Consider the following 19,715-nt stretch of genomic DNA (forward strand, 5'->3'; position numbering starts at 1 on the left):
GCAAGTCCCTTGGGAGCGGGCGTCGGCGCGCGAGGTGCCCTGCCGCAGTGTCTGCATTCGGTATCGGCGGCCGCTGGCGACAACCGTCGGATGACGACGCTGTTCCGGCGCGAGGCCGTGGATTACCTGCAACGTAATCGGTTGGGACCGGTGGTGTTGCGGCAGCGCCGCGTAGTGCGGTGGTGCGTGCTGGTGGTGGTGGTGACGGTGTTGCTGCTGGTGGTGGGGTTCTTCCGCCTGGGCTTCGCGCGCAGCCAGACCTTGTCTGGCACTGTGACTCCTGCGGGTGGGGTGATCGCGATGACCACGCCGCAGCCGGGGGTGGTCGTGCGGGTGGGGGCCGTGCAGGGGCAAACCGTCTCGGCTGGCCAGATGTTGTTCGAGCTGTCGGCCGAGCATCGCGATGATCCCGGGCGGCCGGGATTGCAGGCTGCTCAGGCGCTGGCAGAGCGGCAACGTCTGGCGACCGAGGCGCTGGAGCAACTGCGTGCGCAGGGCGGGTTGCGGCAGCAGGCGGCCGCCCAGTCGCTGGCCGGGCTGCGCGCCCGGCAGCAGCAGGTGGGTCACGAACTGCAGGTGTTGCGACACCGGCTGCAGTTGGCCGAGCGCATCGAGCAGCGCTACCGCATCGCTCTGGCGCGTGGCCTGGTGAGCGAGCAGTTCGCCGATGAGCGGTTGGCCGATGTGCTCGATCAACGCGCGCACGGCCTGGAACTGGAACGCGAACGCATGGCGTTGGCCGATGCGGTCGTACAGGCCGAGAGCAGCGTGCGACAGACGACTGTGGAGGTGCGCGCGCAGCTGGCGGTTGCAGGCGCCGATCTTCAGGAGGATCGGCGTGCGGTCATCGAGCAATCCGCGGCATCGCGCTGGGAAGTGCGCGCGCCGCGCGCCGGACGCGTTGCGTTGCGGCCGGTACAGCCCGGGCAGGCGGTCGGCCAGGGGCAGCGCCTGGCCGATCTGTTGCCGCCGCTACCAACGGTGGAGGTTGCATTGTTCGCGCCGTCCCGTGCCGCTGGACTGATTGGGGCCGGCATGCCCGTGCAGTTACGCTTCGATGCCTTGCCCTATCAGCACTACGGACAATTTGCCGGGCGGGTCGTCGAGGTGGCGGCGGTGCCCGAGTCCCCGAGCGGCGGTGCGCCATCGGGAATCGATCCGATGTATCGCGTGCGGGTACGCCTGGTCGGGGATGCATCGGCCAATACCCGATTGGCGGCGATCCTGCGCCCGGGAATGGGGGTGCGGGGCACGCTCGAACTGGAGTGGCGGCGCTTTTCGCAGTGGGCCTTCGAGCCGCTCTCCAGTCTGCGCGGTACGCTGCGGTGAGCCGGTGGGTGGCGCAGTTGCGTCGATTGTCCGGCACGCGTGCACTGCCGATGATCCTGCAGGGGCAGGCGGGCGAATGTGGCCTGGCGGCGATGGCCATGGTGGCGCACTACCACGGTTGTCATGTCGGTCTGGCAGAGCTGCGCCGCCGTTTCCTGCTGTCGCGGCAGGGGACGAACCTGGCCAGTTTAGTGTCGATCGCACAGGCGCTGGGCCTGCAGGCGCGCGCACTGCGCCTGGAGATGGATGCACTGCCGGATCTGCAACTGCCGTGCATCGTGCATTGGGATCTGAACCATTTCGTGGTACTCAAGCGCGTCGGGACGCGGCGCCTGCAGATCCATGATCCGGCCAACGGGCCGCGAACGCTGTCATGGAGCGAATTTGCCCGGCATTTTTCCGGGATTGCGCTGGAGCTGAGCCCGACCACCGACTTCCGCCCACGCCGCGCTGCGGCGCCGGTGGCGTTGTCCTCGTTGATCGGTCGCGTGCACGGGCTGGGGCGGGCGGTGTGGCAGATACTGGCGCTGGCGTTCGCGCTGGAAGTGCTCAGTCTGGGCATGCCGTTCCAGCTGCAGTGGCTGGTGGATCAGGCCGTGCCGGCTGCCGATACCGGCCTGATCCACGTACTTGGCGCCGGCTTCCTGTTGCTGGTGGTCGTGCAAGGCGGCATCAGCCTGCTGCGCGGATGGTTGATCGCCACCGTTTCGGCGCAACTGGGCTTCCAATGGTTGGGGCAGGTGTTTGCGCACCTGCTTGCGCTTCCGCTGCCGTATTTCGAGAAGCGCCACCTGGGCGGGATCCAGTCGCGCTTCGCCTCCATCGTGCAGGTCCAGCGCACCTTGACCACCGGCTTCACGCAGACGCTGGTCGATGGCGTTCTGGTGGTCGGCACGTTCAGCCTGATGCTGGTCTACAGCGCCGCGCTCAGCGCGATCTCCGTGTCAGCGGTGGTGCTCTACGCCTTGGCGCGTCTGTTCTGGCTCGGCAGGATGCGCGAAGCGGCGGTCGAACAATTGGTCTGGGACGCCCGGCAGCACACCCATTTCCTGGAGAGCGTGCGCGGGATCCAAAGCGTCCGGCTGTTTGGTCGGCAGCACGTGCGGCAGATGGACTGGACCCATCTGCTGGCCGAACAGACCAATGCGCAGCTGCGTCTGGGCCAGTACGAGGTGCTGCAGTCGTCAGCCAAGTTGTTGCTATTCGGGGTCGAGCGCGTGCTGGTGATCTGGTTGGCGGCCCTGGCCATCCTGCGTTCGGAGCTCTCGCTTGGCATGCTGCTGGCTTTCATTGCCTACCGTGAGCAATTTTCGCGGCGTCTGTCGGAGCTGATCGACCGGCTCGTGGAATTTCGCCTGTTGCGGGTTCATCTCGAACGCGTCGCCGACATCGTTCACCAGCCACGCGAGAATGCCGGCCAGGTTGCAGAGGCCGCGTCGTGGAGCGAGACCACGATCGAATTGTGCGGGGTGGGCTTTCGCTATGCCGACGACATCCCGGCGGTGCTCGAGGACCTCACCCTGCGCATCGACAGCGGCGAGTGCGTCGCCATCACCGGCACCTCCGGCTGCGGCAAGACGACCCTGGTCAGGGTGATCCTGGGATTGCTGCAACCCACTAGCGGCCAGGTCAGGATTGGTGGTCGTCCGCTGTCCAGTGCGGCGCTGCCGCAGTATCGCGCCATGGTCGGCACGGTGATGCAGGACGATCTGCTGTTCACCGGATCGGTGGCCGACAACATCAGCTTCTTCGATCCGGAGTCGGATCAGGCCCAGGTGGAGCGCTGCGCGCGGATTGCCGCCTTGCACGAGGAGGTGGAGCAGATGCCGCTGGGCTACGCTTCGCCGCTGAGCGAGGCCGGTACCGGGTTGTCTGGTGGTCAGCGCCAACGTGTGCTGCTTGCGCGCGCCCTGTACCGATCGCCGCGCATCCTGGTGATGGACGAGGCGACCAGCCACCTGGATGTGATGAACGAACACCGCGTCAATGCGGCCATCCAGGCGATGCAGATCACGCGGATCATCGTTGCGCATCGGCGCGAAACGCTCGACATGGCCGAGCGCGTGGTGACCCTGGAGCGCGGGCGTGTGGTGGCCGACCAGACCATCGCGCAATGGCGGCGTTCGCACGAGCTGCTGCCGCGCGATCGGCAGTAACGGTGCCGGGCGCGTCGTGTCGAGCGGCCGGTGCGGTGTGCAACCGTGGCCAATCCACGCTGTGCAGGAGAGGGCGCAGCAGACCCTGCCATCATCCTGACGAACTCGACCGGTCGGGGCGACGCGGGGCGGGAGCGGTGACTCAGCGCTGCAGGCGTTGGCGTAACATGTCCGGTTGTTTGCCTTCGTTTGCATCGGAGCAGTCGGTGTCCTGACCGCCAATGCCGGTGTGCGCGTGCTGGCGAGCTTTTCGGATACCGTTGCGCATGACCTCTGTTGTTTCCTCCACCCGACGCATGGCGCTGCTGCTGGCCGGGTTGGCGATGTTCGGCCCGTTCTCCATCGACACCATCTTCCCGGCGTTCTCGCGGCTCAGCCGCAGCCTGGCGGTGGACCAGGTGGCGATCCAGCAGACCATCAGCGTCTACCTGCTGGCCTACGGGGGCATGAGCCTTGCGCACGGGCCGCTGTCTGACGCCTGGGGCCGCAAGCGGGTGATCCTGGGCGGGTTGGTGCTGTTCATCGCCGGCTCGATCGGCTGTGCGTTGTCTCAGGACCTGCCCACGCTGCTGGCATTCCGCGCGTTGCAGGGCCTGTCCGCAGGCGTGGGCATGATCGTGGGCCGGGCGGTGATCCGCGACCTGTTCCAGGGGCCAGACGCGCAACGGCTGATGAGCCAGGTGTCGATGATCTTCGGCATTGCGCCGGCCATCGCGCCGATCATCGGCGGCTGGATTCTGCTCAGTGGCGCCGGCTGGCCGCTGATCTTCTGGTTCTTGGTCGCGTTCGGGTTGGTGCTGCTGGTGGCCACGCTGATCTGGCTGCCGGAAACCCACCCGGTGGAGGCACGCACCCCGTTGCAGTTCAAACGCCTGCTGCAGGACTACAGACGGATCGGCTTCAATCCGCGGTTCCAGCGGCTGGCTGCGGCCGGGTCGTTCAATTTTGCCGGCATCTTCCTGTACATCGCCTCGGCGCCGGTGCTGCTCATGCAACACCTGCAACTGGGCGAGGGTGACTTCGCCTGGCTGTTCATCCCCACCATCGGCGGCATGACGCTGGGGTCGTTCCTGTCCGGGCGGATGGCCGGGCGCATGCAGCCGGTGCGGCAGATCCGTATCGGCTTCATCTGCTGCGGGGTGGCCGCGCTGGCCAACCTGGGCTACACCCTGGCAGTGGTGCAGATCGCCCTGCCGTGGGCGGTGCTGCCAATCTTCCTGGCCGGGGTGGGCATGGCGTTGATCTTCCCGATCCTGGCGCTGGCGGTACTGGACATGTACCCGCACCAGCGCGGCCTGGCGTCCTCGCTGCAGGCCTTCACCCAGCTGATGACCAATACGCTGGTGGCCGGGGTGCTGTCGCCGCTGCTGAGCGCGCGTCCCCTGCATCTGGCGATCGGCATGACCGGTTTTTTCTTGCTTGGCTGGCTATTCTGGCGTTGGGAGCGCCGCAGCGGCCGCCGTTTGCGCGATCGCCAGACGGCCGACGCCGCGGCGCCGCCGGAACCGGCCACCCACCTTTGACCTGACAGGAGCCTGCATGTCCACCGATTCCAAGTTGCGCCGCGATGCCCGCAAACGCGCCGCCGAGCGCCAGCGCAACCAGGCCGCCGCCAATCCCGCGCCGGTCTCGCCGATCGAGCCGCACGCCGAACTGCGCGACCAGCAACGCACGCTGTTGGCCGGCATCGTCCGCCGTGACGGCGAATGGGTTTTGGGCATGGACGGCCGCATCGCCGGTGAAAGCACCAGTGCCGCGCAGGTGCTGGCGCTCATCATGCGCGCAGCCGAACTGCACGAGCGCCAGGGCACACCGGTACGGCTGACCTATTCGGACGCGTTGAAGGACGCCGCACATGCCGAAGCCCAGGCCGACGGCATGGAGTTCGAGCAGTTCAAGACCCGGCTGAGCGAGCGTTTGCAGGCGGACAGCAAGCTCAACTGAGCGCTGCCGGCGCGGCGTGTTCCCTGGGAAACGCCGCGCGCGCTGGGGTGTTGCCCGCAGCACCCCGGCGCGCGCGACCGCGTTTCCGACCACGCGACCGACGCGACTTCAGGGGGCAGGTGCCGGGGAGGCTGGCGCGGTGGCGGCCGTTGCGGGCGCCTGCCAGCCGCACAGCTGGCCTTGATTCTGCTGCTTCAGCCAGTCGTTCACGGGCGCGAAATAGTCCAGCATCGGCCCGGCATCGAGGGTGTCACTGCCGGTGAGTTCCTTCAGCGTGGTCTGCCACGGTTGGCTGGAGCCGCGTTGCAACATGGACCAGAATTTCTGCCCGGCGTCCTTGTTGCCGTAGAAGCTGCACTCGTAGAGCGGGCCCTGGTGGCCGGCCGCCTGGCACAGGCCCTTGTAGAACTGGAACTGCAGGATGTGCGCAAGGAAGTACCGCGTGTACGGTGTATTGCCTGGCACATGGTATTTGGCACCGGGGTCGAAGAACTCCTCGCCGCGCGCGCTCACCGGCGCCACGCCCTGGTACTTGGCCTTCAGGTCCCACCAGGCCTGGTTGTAGTGCTCCGGCGTGATCGAGCCATCGAACACCCCCCAGCGCCAGCGGTCGATCATCAGGCCGAACGGCAGGAATGCCACCTTGCTCAAGGCCATGCGCATCTGCGCATTGATGACCGCTTCGCGGCTGGTCTGTTGCTCGCCGACCATGCCGATCGACTGCAGATACTTCGGCGTCATCGCCAGCACGATGGTGTCGCCGATCGCCTCGTGGAAGCCATCGTTGGCGCCGTTCTGGAACAGTGGCGGCAACGGGTTGTAGGCCAGGTCGTAATAAAGGTGGCCGAGCTCGTGGTAGATGGTGGTGAAGTCTTCTTCGGTGGGCCTGATGCACATCTTGGTGCGCACGTCCGCGCCGGTGTTCTGGCCTGGTTCGCCGCCCATGTTCATGTCCCAGGCGCTGGCGTGACAGACCACGTCGCGGTCCAGCGGCTTGATGAACTGCGAACGCTGCCAATAGGTCTCCGGCAGCTTGGGCATGCCCAGCGAGGTGTAGAAGTCCTGCGCACGCTCGGTCATCTGCATGGCGGTGCGCAGCTGTGCCTGGCGCTCGGCGTTGAAGCGTGCGGCGGTACCACCATCGCCACCGGTGTTGCGTGCCAGCAGCGCGCTCAGATTGCCCTGGTACTGTTTTTCCAGGGCGGAGGTGATGTCCAGATCGCCGGCACCGGGGTAGGGCTGCAGCAGATCCCACAGGTTGCTCCAGTCCTGCTGCCACATATTGCCCATTAGGTGCGCCGGCAACAGCCCGCCGGGCAGCTCGCCCTTGTCCTTGCCGTACTGGGTGTCCAACTTGCCACGCGCGTAGCACTGCAGCTGCGTGTACAGCGGTTTGACCTGTTGCCATAACCGGTCGGTTTCGCTGGCCAGTTGCGCCGGCGGCATGTCGTAGCCGCTGCGCCACAGTACCCCGACATCGGCAAACCCCAGTCCGCGTGCGCCCTCGTTGGCCAGCTCGACAAAGCGCTGGTAGTCCTTGCGCATCGGCTGCGCGGTGCCATGCCAGCCCTGCCAGGCATCGAGTTGCTCGTTGTAGTCGCGGCTGCTGGCCAATACCTGTTCCAGCTCGCCGAGTTGGCGGCAGCGGCGCTGCTCGCCCTCGCCCACGCAGTAGCTGCCGGCGCCGTAGTCGCCTTCCATCTTGGCCGCGATGCGGGTGAGTTCGGCCAGTTTGGCCGCATCGCGCGGTGCAGGCAGGGCGCTCATCAGCGTGAGCAATTGCAGGGCACGCGCACTGTCGGCGGACATCGGCGTGCCGGCGTACTGCCTGGATTGTTCGATCCAGCGATCCAGTTGCGCCAGCGAGCGCTCGTTGGCCTTGGCTGCCAGCAATTGCGAATCGCCGTTGATGTAGGTCGACGACAGCCACTGCGCGGCGGTGGTCTCCGGATAGGCGGCCTTGTAGTCGGCATTGATGCGCGCAACGAAGGCATCGGCACTTTCGGCGGGCGCGGCCTTGGTCGCGGCAGGTGCGCTTGGCGGCGCCGCATCCCGGCGGCAGGCCGACAGCGACAAGGTGCCGGCGGCCACAGCCAGTGCCAGCAACAGCAGACGAGGATTCACGGAGGGTCCTTGCGGTGAAGTCCGGCGAAGGCTAGAGCGCGCCAGGCGTCAGGGCAAGCGGCAGCGCCGCCTCCATCGCTGTAGCGGCGACTCAGCCGGGTGTGGTCAGTGCGCAACCCCGGCATCGGCAGTGGCAGCCCCATTCGGCTGCGCAACGCCGGTCAGGGACTGCCGATACCCGGGTGTGGCCGATCGGCCCCGGCACCATGGTGGCGGCAGCCTGTTGGCACGCTGGGTCAGCCGGCCTTCGTCATGCATTGCGCGAACACATCGCGCTCGCGTGCGTAGATGCTGGTCTTGACCTGCATCAGACCCAGCACCGAGGGGAACAGCGCGTCCTGGTCGGTGTACTGGCCGGCGCGGTGGCGCAGGCAGGTCTCGTCCAGGCCACGATTGCGGGCGAATTCCGGCGAGAACCACATCACCATCGGGATATGGGTCTGTTCCTTCGGCGCGATGGCGTACGGCACGCCATGCAGGTACAGCCCTTTTTCGCCCAGCGATTCGCCATGGTCGGAGAGATAGATCATGGCGGTGTCGTAGTCGGGCAGGCCACGCAGGGTGTGGATGGCCTGGCTCAGGAAATGATCGGTATAGCTGATGGAATTGTCGTAGGCGTTGACGATGTCCTGGCGGCTGCAACTGCCCAGGTCGGCGGTCTTGCAGACCGGCTTGTAGCGTTCGAATGCGGCCGGGTAGCGTTCGAAGTAGCTGGGGCCATGGCTGCCGAGCTGATGCACCACCACCACCCGATCGCCCGGCTTGGCGCGCACCTGCGCCGCCAGGTCGCTCAACAGGATTTCGTCCATGCAGCGGCCATCGGCGCACAGCCCCGGCGTGGTGGCGTCGTCGAGTTTCTGCAGTTCCAGGCCGTCGCACACGCCCTTGCAACCGGATTGGTTGTCGCGCCACAGGGTCGAAATACCGGCGTGCTCAAGCACATGCAGCAACGACTGGTGGCTGCGGATCTTGTCTTCGTTGTAATCGCGGCGGCCGAACGGCGAGAACATGCAGGGCACCGAAACTTCGGTACTGGTGCCGCAGGAATGCATGTCCGGGAAATTGATGACCCCGGCCTGCGCCAGTTCCGGCGTGGTCTGCCGCGCATAGCCGTTGAGGCCCCAGTTCTGTGCACGCGCGGTTTCGCCCAGCACGACCAGCAACAGGCGCGGCCGGCTGCCGGCCGCGCGCGGGGTGGCCATGGCATCGTGCTCGATCGGCTGCTTGGGGGCATGCTGGATCGGCGAATCGGATTTAAGGTTCTGGCGCAGCGCGACGATGTAGTTGATCGGCGTGGCCAGGTAGCGCACCTCGCGGTGATTGCGCATCAGCGCGGAGATATCCTGGAACGACAGCATGGCACCGCCTGCGCCCACCACGGCCACGGCCAGCAGGAAGCCGGCCCGCCACAGCAATGACTTGCCGACGCTGCGCACGCGCAGGCGGGTGCGCCACAGCAGCACGGTGGGAATCAGGAAGTAGCACAGCAGCGGCAAGACCAGCCCGGGGGTGAGCAGTTCGCGCGATTCCTTGTGGTCGGTATGCAGCACGTTGCGCAGCATGTCTGCGTCCAGATAGACGTTGTAGCTGTCCATGTAGTGCGCCGCCAGCGCCGTCGTGAACAGCAAGAGCGTCAGCAGCGGCTTGGCGTTCCAGCGCCACACCAGCAGACCCAGCAGCAAGGCATGCACGGCGACCAGCAGTGCCAGCAACGACAGGGCAAAGCCCACACTGCCTGGGTGGGTGGCCATTGCCGTGCGCCAGAACAACTGGTTGCAGACCACTGCAAAGAACAAGCTAGACAGCAGGATCAGCGTCTCGGCCGAGACGGTCGGACGAACGCGCCATGTCAGCGCGCGCACGCCGCTGCGCCCGTGCGATTCCGGTGACCAGGTGCTCATGCCGATTCCCCCGATGACAACAGTGCCGCAGACGCCTGGCGCCGACGCGATAGCAGCAGGCAGTACAGCGCAAGCGCGGTCAGCCAGCACACCGCCAGCGACCAAAGATCATGCGACATAAAATGCGCGCCGCGCAGCTGCTGTGCAACGCCGAACACCAGGCCTGCGCCCAGCCCCACCAGCAGGCCCGGTGTGCGCCAGGCCGGACGCACGGCGAGCGCGCAGAAGTACAGCGCGACCCAGGCGTAGCCGGCGCTGGCATGCCCGGCGGGAAAGCATCCCGAGGCGGCCAGGCCATGGCGCGGTTCGAACAGGCCAATCAGCGCGCGGTTGCCGCCGTAGCGGCTCAGATCCCAGGGGCAATCCATCGCGGTCCACGACTTGAGCAGGGAGACCAGCAAGGTCGACGCTGCCACCGATGCGGCCAGGTAGGCGAGCGGCCAGCGCAAGCCGCGCAGGCGCGGCCGGCACCACGCCGCCACGGCCAGTAGCAGCACGCCGACTCCGGCCGCGGTGCTCAGCCATTTGCCGAGGCGGTGAATCGCGCCGCTGGTGAGCCAGTGGTCCTTGAGAATCCACTGCCCACCCTCCATCCGGTACACCAGATCGGCGATCCATTGATCGCCGCCGGCGCCCATCAACACGGCGCTGGCCAGCAATACGCCCGCCAGCGGTAACCACAGATGCACGGCAAGAAAACGCGTCGGCGCGATGCCGGTGGTGCGGCTGAGGACGGGGACGTAGGCGTGGAGCGTGGTCATGGCAGGAGGTGGCCGGGGCGATGTCGGGCATCTTCGAAACCGGCGTGTCGGAGAGTGGTCGGACCGGCGCTGCGCCGACAACGCGCGTTCAGTCTGTATCGGCATCCCCGGCGGCGGATTCGGTGTTGGATGCGTCGGTGACGCAACCCGCATGCCACGCGGTGCCCGGCAGCAACTGCCAATGGTTGCGATTGGCTTCACCGATGTCGATGCGTTGGGCGGGGTCGATGCAGGCCGGCACCGCTTCGCTGAGCACGAATAGCCAGCGCTTGTCCGGTGCCTGCGCCAGCCACGGCCCGGCCTTGGCCCATTGCTGTTGCCAACTGGCCTTGAAGCCGAAGTCGGTGACCGGGCGATCGGCCTGCAGCAGGTTCTGTTCGCGCCAGGCCAGCATGCCCAGTTCGGCGTCCGGGCCAAGACGCTGCGCGACGCGCTGCATCACGCGCGCCGATGAGCTGTATGGGTCCAGTGCCGGCATCAGTCCCAGGCCATGCACCATCCACAGCGCTGCCGTCATGGCCACCACGGCGGTGCCGGCGCGGCGCCCGCGCGACCACGCGATCGCCACCAGACCCGCCGCCCCCAGACCGATCAGCCACACACCCACCGGCCGCAGCGTGGCCAGATCCATGCCACGCTGCACGGCGCTGCGTTCGGCCCAGTGCAGATGCAAGGCGATGCCGCCGCCCAGTACCAGCCCGGCCAGTGCAAGCAGCAGCACATAGCCGGTCAGCAGCCGACGGACGCCGCGGCGGCGCAATAACCCGGCCAGCAGCGGCGCTGCGGCCACGCACAGCGCCGGCAGTATCGGAAACAGGTAGACCTCGCGCTTGCCCGGGCTGGCAGTGAAGAACAGCAGCACCAGCACGCTCCAGGCAAGCAACAGCACATAGCGCGGATCGCCGCGCCGCAAGCGCCGCCACCACGCCGGCAGCAGCCAGGGCAGCAGCAGGCAGCCCGGCAGCCACAGCGTGGCGATCACCTGCAGGTAGTACCAGGCCGGTTTGACGTGGTGCCAGGCGTGCGCGTAGCGCGTGCCGGTCTGCTTGAACAGCAATTCGTGCGCATAGGCGTGCAGTTGCGGGTCGTCGCTGCGCAACAAGGCGATGCACAACGGTGCCAGCCACACCGCCGTGCCGGCCACGAAGGCCGGCAACACCAGCAACCAGCTGCGTCCGGCGCAGGCGCGCGCCGGCAATACGCACCAGTGCCGGCGCGGCAATGCCATCCACGGCAACAACAGCAGCAAGGGCAGGAATCCGACTCCCTTGGTCACCGTGCCGACGCCGGCCGCGCACAGCCCCACCACCCAGGCACGCCAGTCCGGCCCGCGTAGCAGGTGTCGCAGCATGCCCCATAGCGACAGCGTGGTCAGCGCCACCAGCACCATGTCGATCTGCGCGCGCTTGGCCATCAGGCCGAACTGCAGCACTGCGAACAGGGCCAGTACCGCATGGCAGGCCACGCGCCGGTTCCACAGCCGGCGTGCCAGGTCCCAGGTCAGCCACAGCGTGACCAGCGCAGCCAGCAGCGAGGGCAACAGGAACGCCACCGGCCAGTGCGGTACCAGCTCATAGGTCGCCGCCTGCAGCCACATGAACACCGGAGGTTTTTCTGCGTACAACTCGCTGCCGCGATGCGGCAGCAGCCATTGGCCGCTTTCGACCATGGTGCGCGCCGCCAGTACGAAGCGCGGCTCGTCCGGTGGCGTGGGCTGTCGCATGCCAAGCCCGGCCAGCAGGCTCATCACGATCAGGACCAGCGCGGCGACCAGGGCGCGCCGACGGCGCACGGACACGGAAATGGCAGGCGACACGCGCACGCCTTGTCGAAAAGGGGGGTAGACCATAGCGGTCGGGCAGGTCGGAATTCTGTCGGCGCTTCGGCGCCCGCGCCATTGCCTCGTGCGGCGGGTCGCCGTGCGACCGGGCGTGGTCATGCTCGGTTAGGATGCCAGGACCGCCCTTGCCGGGCTGTCCTGGAACTGCGTGCATGCGGCTGCTGGTGATCGAAGACAACCGCAACATGGTTGCCAACCTGTTCGACTATTTCGAAGCGCGCGGCCACACCCTGGACGCGGCGCCCGACGGCATTACCGGCCTGCATCTGGCCACCACCCAGCATTACGACGTGCTGGTGCTGGACTGGATGATGCCGCGCATGGACGGCCCGGAACTGCTGCGCCGCCTGCGCGAGGAACACCACAGCGCGTTGCCGGTCATCATGTTGACTGCGCGCGACGAGTTGCCCGACAAGATTGCCGGTTTCCGTGCCGGTGCCGACGATTACCTGACCAAGCCGTTCGCGCTGCCCGAACTGGAGGTGCGCATCGACGCCTTGCTGGCGCGTGCGCAGGGGCGGCGCCGCAGCAAAGTGTTGCAGGTGGCCGACCTGCGGCTGGATCTGGATACGCTGGAAGCCACCCGTGCCGGACAGGTGCTGCACCTGTATCCGGCCTGTCGCAAATTGCTGGAAGTCTTGATGCAGGCCAGCCCCGCAGCGGTCACCCGGCAGCGTCTGGAGCAGGCACTGTGGGACGACGACCCGCCCGATGGCGACATGCTGCGCTCGCATATCTACGAACTGCGCCGCAGTGTGGATGGCCCGTTCGCGCAGAAGCTGATCCACACGCTGCCACGCCTGGGCTATCGCCTGGCCGTTTCCGAGCGCAGCGACGGCGGCGATGGAGGTGATGGCGGCGAGCGTGGCGATGGCTAGGCAACCCCCGCTGGGCCGCCGGGTAATGGTGTGGCTGTTCGGTTACACCTTGCTGATGACGCTGGCGGTCTTCGCCACCGCGCAATACCTGCACGAGCGCGCCGAGCACGGGGTCTGGCGCGCGCTGCTCAATTCCGAACTGGACAGCATCCTGGAGCGGAGTGCGCGCAACCGGGCGTACCGCTGGCAAGACTCCGATACCTTGCGGCTCTACCGCGTCGACGGGGCCGAACCGGTGCCGCCGATCCTGCGCACCCTGCATCCGGGCCTGCACGACGAGCTGCAGATCGGCGGACGGCAGAGCGCGGTGATGGTGCGCGATACCCCGCAGGCAGGCCGCCTGGCGCTGGTGCTGGACATCACCGACTTCGAAGCGCTGGAGAAATTCCTCACCCGCTGGATGCTGGCGGCCGGCATTGCGCTGATCGGCATCAGCGTGGTGATGGGCCGCTACGCGATGACCCGCCTGGTGCGACCGCTGGCCGAGCTGGCGCGCGACATCGGCGCATTGCGTCCCGAACGCCGTGCACAGCAGATCACCGTGGGCGTGCAGGGCAGTGCCGAGCTCTACGTCATCGCCGATGCGCTCAACGATTACCTGGAACGCAACCGCCAGTTCGTCGAACGCGAACGCGCCTTCATCGACAGCGCCAGCCACGAGCTGCGCACGCCGATCGCGGTGATCGGCAATGCGGTGGAACTGGCGCTGGAACAACCGGGCACGCCGCCGGCGGTCTGCCACCAGCTCAAGCGCATCGCGCAGACCAGTGCCTCGGTGGAGCAGCTCATCACCCTGCTGCTCGTGCTTGCAAAGGATCCGGGGCGGCTGGTGCGCAGCAGTGATGCCGTGCGGCTGGATCAACTGCTGCCGGAGATCGTCGCCGACCATGCACACCTGTGTGTCGACAAGGATCTGCAGGTGGTCATCGACCCGCTCCCTGCGTGCAGCCTGACCGCCCCGGTGGCCATCGTGCAGACCGCCATCGGCAACCTGCTGCGCAACGCGATCGAGAACAGCGATCGTGGCGTCATTCGCGTCGGGCTGTCCGCACCCGGCGTGGTGCACATCGCCGATCCCGGGCATGGCATGACGCCGGAGGAGATCAGCGCCATCTACGCGCGCCTGGCGCGCGGCGATGCACGCCAGGGCAATGGCATCGGCCTGGAGCTGATCGGTCGGCTGTGCGCGCACCTGGGTTGGCACCTGCAACTCGAATCCGATACAGGTCAGGGCACCGTGGCCACGCTGGAGCTGTCCGGTGCGGCTGCGGTAGGCGAATCGAGAACGAGGTAAGCATCGCGGTTCCCACTCGCCGTCCGCGCCCCTTTGGCGGCCGCTAACGGCACGCGTCCGGTCACCGCTCCAGGGCAGGCAGCAAACCACGTGCATCCAGCCAGCTGCGCGCGTTTTCCGCATCCTGTTCGAACCAGGCGCGGGTGGAGCCCAGACGGTAGGTGTACCCCCAGGCATCCATGTCGGCCATCAGGCGCGCGCTGCCCACGCCGGGCAATTGCGCGGCCAGCAGGATCTGCAGATAACAGGTGGCATCTTCCTCATCCACCGAGTCAGTGGCATCGGTATGCACGGCGGCGCGCTGGTCGGCCGGCAGTACGATCAGATGCCCGGCCTCGTGCAGCAGGGAGTGCACCGGCGTGTCGTCGCGCACGTAGACATCGCAACCGATGATGCCGGCCTCCGGTTCACCCCAGAAGCTGCCCGGGATCGGCGCACCGGCGGCCACCCGATGCAGGCGCAGCCCGTAGCGGGCCAGCAGGGCGGCTGGTGCATCCAGGCCGATATCGGCCACGCGCAGCACGCTGGGCGTGTTGGAGTCGGTATCAGGATCAGGGATCACGCGCAGTGGCTCATGGTCAGGTACGCGGCTGGCGCGCAGTGGGCAGAAACCAAAACGGCACCGTGCTGCCACGGTACCGTCGGGAGGATGACGTGGCTATTGCCATACAGCGCGCCCTCGGATGCAGACGGCGCGCCTGCATCCATGGCCGCGCTTACTTGTCGCCGTCTTCCGGCAGCGCGACCGAAATATCCAGCACGTCGTGTTCGCCATCCTTGACCAGATCCACGCGCACCGCATCGGCATCGATGTTGACGTACTTCTTGATGACTTCCAGCAATTCGCGCTGCATCAACGGCAGGTAATCCGGCCCGCCGCGGTGGTTGCGCTCCTGCGCAATGATGATCTGCAGGCGGTTCTTGGCCGTCTCGGCGGTGTTTTTCTTGCTCTTGAGAAAATCGAGCAGGCCCATGCTTAGCCTCCGAACAGCTTGCTGAAGAAGCCTTTCTTCTCCACGGATATGAATCGCATCGGGCGCTCCTCGCCCATGATGCGGGCGACTGCGTCGTCATACGCCTGGCCGGCCGGGGATTCGGCATCCAGGATCACCGGCTCGCCCTTGTTGGAGGCGTTGAGCACGTCGCCGGATTCGGGAATCACGCCGATGGCCTTCAGGCCCAGTACTTCTTCCACGTCGGTGATGCTGAGCATTTCACCGCCTTCCACGCGGCCCGGGCTGTAGCGGGTCAACAGCAGGAAGGCCGGCACGTTCTGCCCTTCCTCGGCCTTGCGGGTCTTGGAATCGAGCAGGCCGATGATGCGGTCGGAGTCGCGCACCGAAGACACTTCCGGGTTCACCACCACCACCGCGCGGTCGGCGAAATACATCGCCAGGAACGCGCCTTTTTCGATGCCGGCCGGCGAATCGCAAACGATGTAGTCGAAGCCGTCGGCGGCCAGGTCCTTGAGTACCTTTTCCACGCCTTCCTGGGTCAGCGCGTCCTTGTCGCGGGTCTGCGAGGCAGCCAGCACGTACAGGTTGTCGAAGCGCTTGTCCTTGATGAGCGACTGCTTGAGCGTGGCTTCGCCGTGCACGACATTGACGAAGTCGTACACCACGCGCCGCTCGCAGCCCATGATGAGGTCAAGGTTGCGCAGGCCGACGTCGAAGTCGATGACGGCGACCTTCTTGCCGCGCCGCGCCAGCCCGCAGGCCAGGCTCGCGCTGGTGGTGGTCTTGCCGACGCCGCCCTTGCCGGAGGTGACTACAATGATTTCAGCCAAAGGATTTCTCCGAGTATTTCTGTGGTTGGGCCGCGTCAATCAAGCGCAGCGATCTTGATCTGATCCTGCTCCAGCCAGACCTGGACGGCCTTGCCACGCAGGTCCATGGGAACATCGTCCAGCACCTTGTAGTGGCCAGCGATGGCCACCAGTTCGGCGTGGAAGTCGCGGCAGAAGATGCGCGCGTCCGGGTTGCCCTGCGCGCCGGCCAGAGCGCGGCCACGCAGGGTACCGTAGATATGGATGCTGCCGTCGGCGATGACTTCCGCCCCGGCACCCACCGTATTGAGTACGGTCAGGTCGCAGTGTTCCGCATACAGCTGCTGGCCCGAGCGCACGGCCGTGCGTTGCATGCGGCCAGGCGCGGGGCGCGCAGCCGGGGGCGGCGGCTCGACACGGGCGGGCGGTGGCGGGGGGGGCGGGCTTGTCGCCGCCGCTTCGTACTGGGCGCGGAACTTGGCCAGCAATGGCAGGCCGAGCTGTTGCGACAGCAGGTCGATCTCGCTGGTGCCGTAGGCCAGCGCCACCGGCAGCACGCCGGCATCGCGCAGGCCGTCCAGCAGCGCCTTGGCCGTGGCCAGGTCCGGCACCTGCGACAGCCCGCCGAAATCCAGGATCACCGCTGCGCGCCCGAACAGCTTGGGCGCGCGGGTCACGCGCTCACGCATCTCCTGCACGAGTCGCGGCACATCCAGGGTACGCACGCGCAGGTTGGCGATGCCCACCTGGCCGATCTTCAGTTCGCCGGCCTGTTCGAAGTCCACCGTTACGCTGGCCACGCTCAGGCCCCCGTCGCTGGGTTGGCGGTGGCCAGGCGTGGCCGACCCACCCACGGCAATTCTTCGGGCAGGTTGCCGCCATAGGTCTCCTTGATCCATGGATAGCTGCACATGTCCTTCATCAGCATGCTGGCGCGCACGTCCACGTCGGGCATGGTGTTCTGGCCCACCTCGCGAAAACCGAAGCTGCCATGGAACAGCAGTGCCGCATCGGCGCCGTGGTCCAGGAATACCTCGCAGGCCAGCTGCGGGTAGCGCAGCTCGGTGTAGCTCTGCACATCGGCGTAGAACGCCCGGCCGACGCCACCGCCGCGACGGCGGCTGGCCACCACGATGCGGTCGATATAGAAGAACTCCGGATGACGGTCCCGGAACCAGGCGAAGTTGCTGCTGTCATGGGCACTGCCGCTGCCAAACCCGACCAGGAACCCGGCCAGATTGCCGTCGCGCTCGGCGACGCGGAAGTACTCGGCCTGCGTATAGAAGCGTTGCAGCCTGGTTGAATCCAGCGGCAGGATCGCCAGTCCGGCATTGTTGTTCAGGGCCAGGACGGAATCGAGCTCGTGCTCACGCACGTCGCGGATGACGATCGACATTAGGGCTCCGTGGGGTAACGCGTTCGATCCGAAATCGGATCTGCACCGGATTATTGCATGCGTGGCCTGAGGCGGCGACCTGGACGGTGTCACCGGCCCGGCGCAGGACCCGCACCGGGCATCGCCCAGCCGGCCGGGGATGCCGATGGGCGAGCCTGCAGACATGACTTCCGGCAGCAGGGCAGCGGCACCGCTTGGGCTTAAGATGCAGGCATGTTGGGATACCTCAGTCATACGCGCGTCCTGCGCTTCGCCGGCCTGTTCACCTGGGCGATGATCGCCATGCCCCTGGTGTTCATCTATTGGGCGCCCGCCGATGAAGCCGACCACCGCAGCCTGTTCGAGGCGGTGACCATGTCGGCGTTCTTCGTCTGCTTCGGGGTCGGCTACTTCTGGGTGACGCGCGGGCTCAGCAGTGGCGGCCACGCGCACTGGTACGACCGGCTGATCCTGCTATTGCTCACGGTCTGTGCGCTGGCGGTCAGCTACCTCACCAGGACCGGGCTGGGCAGCATTCTGATGATGGTGACCGCCGGGGTGATCCCCTGGCTGCTGCCGCTGCGCGTGGGCGTGGTGTGGCTGGTACTGAGCCAGTTGGCGGTGTTGCCGGTCTACAATCTGTTGCTCGGGTTCCCGGTCTCCGGCGCGCTGATGCAGTCGCTGCTGTACGGCGGCTTCTCGATGTTCATTTTCGTGACCAGCCTGGTCGCGCGGCAGCAGACCGAGGCCCGCGAGGAGCAGCGCCGCCTCAATGCCGAACTGCGCGCCACCCGTGCGCTACTGGCCGAAAGTGCCCGCGTCAACGAGCGCACGCGCATCTCGCGCGAGCTGCACGACCTGCTCGGCCACCACCTGACCGCACTCAGCCTCAATCTGGAAGTGGCCGGCCACATCACCGAAGGCCAGGCCCAGGAGCATGTGCGCCAGGCCCACACCCTGGCCCGGCTGTTGCTCACCGACGTGCGCGAGGCCGTCAGCCAGCTGCGCGACAGCGGCGCGATCGACCTGGAGGCGGCACTGCGCCCGCTGGTCACCCAGGTGCCCTCGCTGGATATCCACCTGGATATTTCCCAGCCGCTGACCCTGGACGACCCCGAGCGTGCGCACGTGCTGCTGCGCTGCACGCAGGAAATCATCACCAATGCAGTGCGCCATGCCGCTGCCCGCAACCTGTGGATCCAGGTGCGCCGCGACGGCGACTGCGTGCTGGTGGATGCGCGCGACGACGGCCGCGGCGCCGAAACGGTGTCGCCGGGCAATGGGTTGCGCGGCATGCGCGAGCGGCTCACCCAGTATGGTGGCAAGGTGGAGATCCAAACCCGGCGGGGTGGCGGCTTCGGCCTGCGTATCTCGGTTCCAGGCGCGCCGGCACTGATGCCTGCGGCCATCCTTCAAGGAGTGTTCTAGATGATCCGTGTCTGCCTGGTCGACGACCAAACCCTGGTGCGCCAGGGGATCCGCTCGCTGCTGGCGCTGGACGGCGGCATCGAGGTGGTGGCCGAGGCCGCCGATGGCAAGCAGGCGGTGGAGCAGATTCCGCAGATCCAGCCCGACGTGGTGCTGATGGACATGCGCATGCCGGTGATGTCCGGGCTGGAGGCATTGCAGATGCTCTCGCACAACGGCACGCTGCCGCCGACCATCATCCTGACCACCTTCGACGACGACCAGCTGGTGCTGGCCGGGCTCAAGGCCGGTGCCAAGGGCTACCTGCTCAAGGATGTCTCGCTGGAGCAATTGGTCGGTGCCATCCGCACCGTGGCCGATGGCGGTTCGCTGGTGCAGCCGGCGGTGACCCAGCGCCTGTTGTCCGGCCTGGAGCACATGCACAATGAATTCGTCAGCCTGGACCGGCCCGATCCGCTCACCGACCGCGAAACCGAGATCCTGCGGCTGATGGCCAGCGGCTTTTCCAACAAGGAAATCGCCAATTCGCTGGGCGTGGCCGAGGGCACCATCAAGAATCACGTCTCCAATATTTTGTCCAAGCTGGGCGTACGCGACCGCACCCGCGCGGTGCTAAAGGCGTTCGAGCTGCAGTTGGTGTGAAGGCAGGATGTCCCGCCCTGCGCAGCCTGTGCCGAAGCGGCCGTCTGCCGGCATGGCCGCATCACGCGCACGCCGCGCGCGATGTGCATGATGGCGTCGCTACATCGCCTCAAACCCCTGTGCAGGCTCGGAAAACGGCGTTCGCCGGCACCATCGCGCGCGCCGGATGACACCGCAAGACCGCGCTACCCGTCGCACAACTGAACATCTTTGCCGAAGCCTGCTAGGATGGTGGCTTCGCTTCACTCAACCCGGCCGTGGGATCGGCCCCGGAGACC

The 19,715-nt window shown here is 66.9% G+C and carries 17 protein-coding genes; 8 read left to right on the top strand and 9 right to left on the bottom strand.

Annotation, left to right across the window (positions count from 1 at the left end):
- Nucleotides 1-90: 90 nt before the first annotated feature.
- The 4 genes from ACCQ13_RS04895 (at nt 91) to ACCQ13_RS04910 (ending at nt 5,429) form a co-directional block, all read left to right on the top strand.
- On the top strand, nt 91-1,329 hold the full coding sequence (locus ACCQ13_RS04895; protein WP_104602198.1) for an HlyD family secretion protein: 1,239 nt from the start codon (nt 91-93) through the stop codon (nt 1,327-1,329).
- Nucleotides 1,326-3,485, top strand: coding sequence for a peptidase domain-containing ABC transporter RaxB (gene raxB, locus ACCQ13_RS04900; protein ID WP_104602197.1), 2,160 nt, complete (start codon nt 1,326-1,328; stop codon nt 3,483-3,485). The genes ACCQ13_RS04895 and raxB overlap by 4 nt, the downstream gene beginning before the upstream one ends.
- A gap of 266 nt (nt 3,486-3,751) precedes the next feature.
- Nucleotides 3,752-5,008: a multidrug effflux MFS transporter gene (locus ACCQ13_RS04905; protein ID WP_104602196.1), complete on the top strand. Its 1,257-nt coding sequence runs from the start codon at nt 3,752-3,754 to the stop codon at nt 5,006-5,008.
- Between the two features lie 16 nt (nt 5,009-5,024).
- Complete coding sequence (locus tag ACCQ13_RS04910) at nt 5,025-5,429, top strand: hypothetical protein (RefSeq protein ID WP_159406738.1); 405 nt, start codon at nt 5,025-5,027, stop codon at nt 5,427-5,429.
- Nucleotides 5,430-5,537: 108 nt separating this feature from the next.
- Here the strand turns inward: ACCQ13_RS04910 and ACCQ13_RS04915 are convergent, their stop codons facing one another.
- The 4 genes from ACCQ13_RS04915 to ACCQ13_RS04930 all read right to left on the bottom strand — a co-directional run bounded on the left by ACCQ13_RS04915 (nt 5,538) and on the right by ACCQ13_RS04930 (nt 12,037).
- Nucleotides 5,538-7,553, bottom strand: a complete 2,016-nt coding sequence (locus tag ACCQ13_RS04915) for a M2 family metallopeptidase (RefSeq protein WP_159406739.1) — start codon at nt 7,551-7,553, stop codon at nt 5,538-5,540.
- 236 nt (nt 7,554-7,789) lie between these two features.
- Entirely contained in the window at nt 7,790-9,454 is a 1,665-nt protein-coding gene (locus ACCQ13_RS04920) for a phosphoethanolamine transferase (protein WP_104602193.1), read from the bottom strand.
- A complete protein-coding gene (locus ACCQ13_RS04925) occupies nt 9,451-10,215 on the bottom strand; it encodes a phosphatase PAP2 family protein (protein WP_372372347.1) in 765 nt (254 codons plus the stop codon). The genes ACCQ13_RS04920 and ACCQ13_RS04925 overlap by 4 nt, the downstream gene beginning before the upstream one ends.
- Nucleotides 10,216-10,303: 88 nt before the next feature.
- Complete coding sequence (locus tag ACCQ13_RS04930; protein ID WP_159407927.1) at nt 10,304-12,037, bottom strand: ArnT family glycosyltransferase; 1,734 nt, start codon at nt 12,035-12,037, stop codon at nt 10,304-10,306.
- Between the two features lie 170 nt (nt 12,038-12,207).
- Here ACCQ13_RS04930 and ACCQ13_RS04935 point away from each other — a divergent pair, with 170 nt between their 5' ends.
- Both ACCQ13_RS04935 and ACCQ13_RS04940 read left to right on the top strand, forming a co-directional pair.
- A complete protein-coding gene (locus ACCQ13_RS04935; RefSeq protein ID WP_104602190.1) occupies nt 12,208-12,933 on the top strand; it encodes a response regulator transcription factor in 726 nt (241 codons plus the stop codon).
- Nucleotides 12,926-14,227, top strand: coding sequence for a sensor histidine kinase (locus tag ACCQ13_RS04940; protein WP_372372348.1), 1,302 nt, complete (start codon nt 12,926-12,928; stop codon nt 14,225-14,227). The genes ACCQ13_RS04935 and ACCQ13_RS04940 overlap by 8 nt, the downstream gene beginning before the upstream one ends.
- 61 nt (nt 14,228-14,288) lie before the next feature.
- Here ACCQ13_RS04940 and ACCQ13_RS04945 read toward each other — a convergent pair whose 3' ends face one another.
- The 5 genes from ACCQ13_RS04945 to ACCQ13_RS04965 all read right to left on the bottom strand — a co-directional run bounded on the left by ACCQ13_RS04945 (nt 14,289) and on the right by ACCQ13_RS04965 (nt 17,388).
- The gene (locus ACCQ13_RS04945) at nt 14,289-14,789 is read right to left on the bottom strand and encodes a hypothetical protein (RefSeq protein WP_104602188.1); all 501 of its coding nucleotides are present in this window, start codon (nt 14,787-14,789) and stop codon (nt 14,289-14,291) included.
- 154 nt (nt 14,790-14,943) lie between these two features.
- Nucleotides 14,944-15,201, bottom strand: coding sequence for a cell division topological specificity factor MinE (gene minE / locus ACCQ13_RS04950; RefSeq protein ID WP_003484370.1), 258 nt, complete (start codon nt 15,199-15,201; stop codon nt 14,944-14,946).
- Between the two features lie 2 nt (nt 15,202-15,203).
- Nucleotides 15,204-16,013, bottom strand: coding sequence for a septum site-determining protein MinD (gene minD / locus ACCQ13_RS04955; RefSeq protein ID WP_104602187.1), 810 nt, complete (start codon nt 16,011-16,013; stop codon nt 15,204-15,206).
- Nucleotides 16,014-16,048: 35 nt separating this feature from the next.
- Nucleotides 16,049-16,792 carry a septum site-determining protein MinC gene (gene minC, locus ACCQ13_RS04960; protein ID WP_104602186.1) on the bottom strand — a complete coding sequence of 248 codons (744 nt, stop codon included), beginning with the start codon at nt 16,790-16,792 and terminating at the stop codon, nt 16,049-16,051.
- Nucleotides 16,793-16,794: 2 nt separating this feature from the next.
- On the bottom strand, nt 16,795-17,388 hold the full coding sequence (locus ACCQ13_RS04965; RefSeq protein ID WP_159406741.1) for a GNAT family N-acetyltransferase: 594 nt from the start codon (nt 17,386-17,388) through the stop codon (nt 16,795-16,797).
- Between the two features lie 213 nt (nt 17,389-17,601).
- Here ACCQ13_RS04965 and ACCQ13_RS04970 point away from each other — a divergent pair, with 213 nt between their 5' ends.
- Together ACCQ13_RS04970 and ACCQ13_RS04975 are read left to right on the top strand one after the other, a co-directional pair.
- Nucleotides 17,602-18,795 (top strand): sensor histidine kinase, encoded by a 1,194-nt coding sequence (locus ACCQ13_RS04970; protein ID WP_372372349.1) that lies wholly within the window; start codon nt 17,602-17,604, stop codon nt 18,793-18,795.
- Nucleotides 18,796-19,437, top strand: a complete 642-nt coding sequence (locus tag ACCQ13_RS04975; protein ID WP_104602183.1) for a response regulator — start codon at nt 18,796-18,798, stop codon at nt 19,435-19,437.
- Nucleotides 19,438-19,715: the final 278 nt, after the last annotated feature.

The organism is Xanthomonas sp. NCPPB 1638, from assembly GCF_041475635.2.
GTDB lineage: Bacteria > Pseudomonadota > Gammaproteobacteria > Xanthomonadales > Xanthomonadaceae > Xanthomonas > Xanthomonas cucurbitae.

Excerpts from the sequence above, each read along its gene's own strand:
- ACCQ13_RS04895 (WP_104602198.1), top strand. The coding sequence starts at position 91 with ATGACGACGCTGTTCCGGCGCGAGGCCGTGGATTACCTGCAACGTAAT.
- ACCQ13_RS04905 (WP_104602196.1), top strand. The coding sequence starts at position 3,752 with ATGACCTCTGTTGTTTCCTCCACCCGACGCATGGCGCTGCTGCTGGCC.
- ACCQ13_RS04910 (WP_159406738.1), top strand. The coding sequence starts at position 5,025 with ATGTCCACCGATTCCAAGTTGCGCCGCGATGCCCGCAAACGCGCCGCC.
- ACCQ13_RS04920 (WP_104602193.1), bottom strand. The coding sequence starts at position 9,454 with ATGAGCACCTGGTCACCGGAATCGCACGGGCGCAGCGGCGTGCGCGCG.
- ACCQ13_RS04925 (WP_372372347.1), bottom strand. The coding sequence starts at position 10,215 with ATGACCACGCTCCACGCCTACGTCCCCGTCCTCAGCCGCACCACCGGC.
- ACCQ13_RS04935 (WP_104602190.1), top strand. The coding sequence starts at position 12,208 with ATGCGGCTGCTGGTGATCGAAGACAACCGCAACATGGTTGCCAACCTG.
- ACCQ13_RS04940 (WP_372372348.1), top strand. The coding sequence starts at position 12,926 with ATGGCTAGGCAACCCCCGCTGGGCCGCCGGGTAATGGTGTGGCTGTTC.
- minE (WP_003484370.1), bottom strand. The coding sequence starts at position 15,201 with ATGGGCCTGCTCGATTTTCTCAAGAGCAAGAAAAACACCGCCGAGACG.
- ACCQ13_RS04965 (WP_159406741.1), bottom strand. The coding sequence starts at position 17,388 with ATGTCGATCGTCATCCGCGACGTGCGTGAGCACGAGCTCGATTCCGTC.
- ACCQ13_RS04970 (WP_372372349.1), top strand. The coding sequence starts at position 17,602 with ATGTTGGGATACCTCAGTCATACGCGCGTCCTGCGCTTCGCCGGCCTG.
- ACCQ13_RS04975 (WP_104602183.1), top strand. The coding sequence starts at position 18,796 with ATGATCCGTGTCTGCCTGGTCGACGACCAAACCCTGGTGCGCCAGGGG.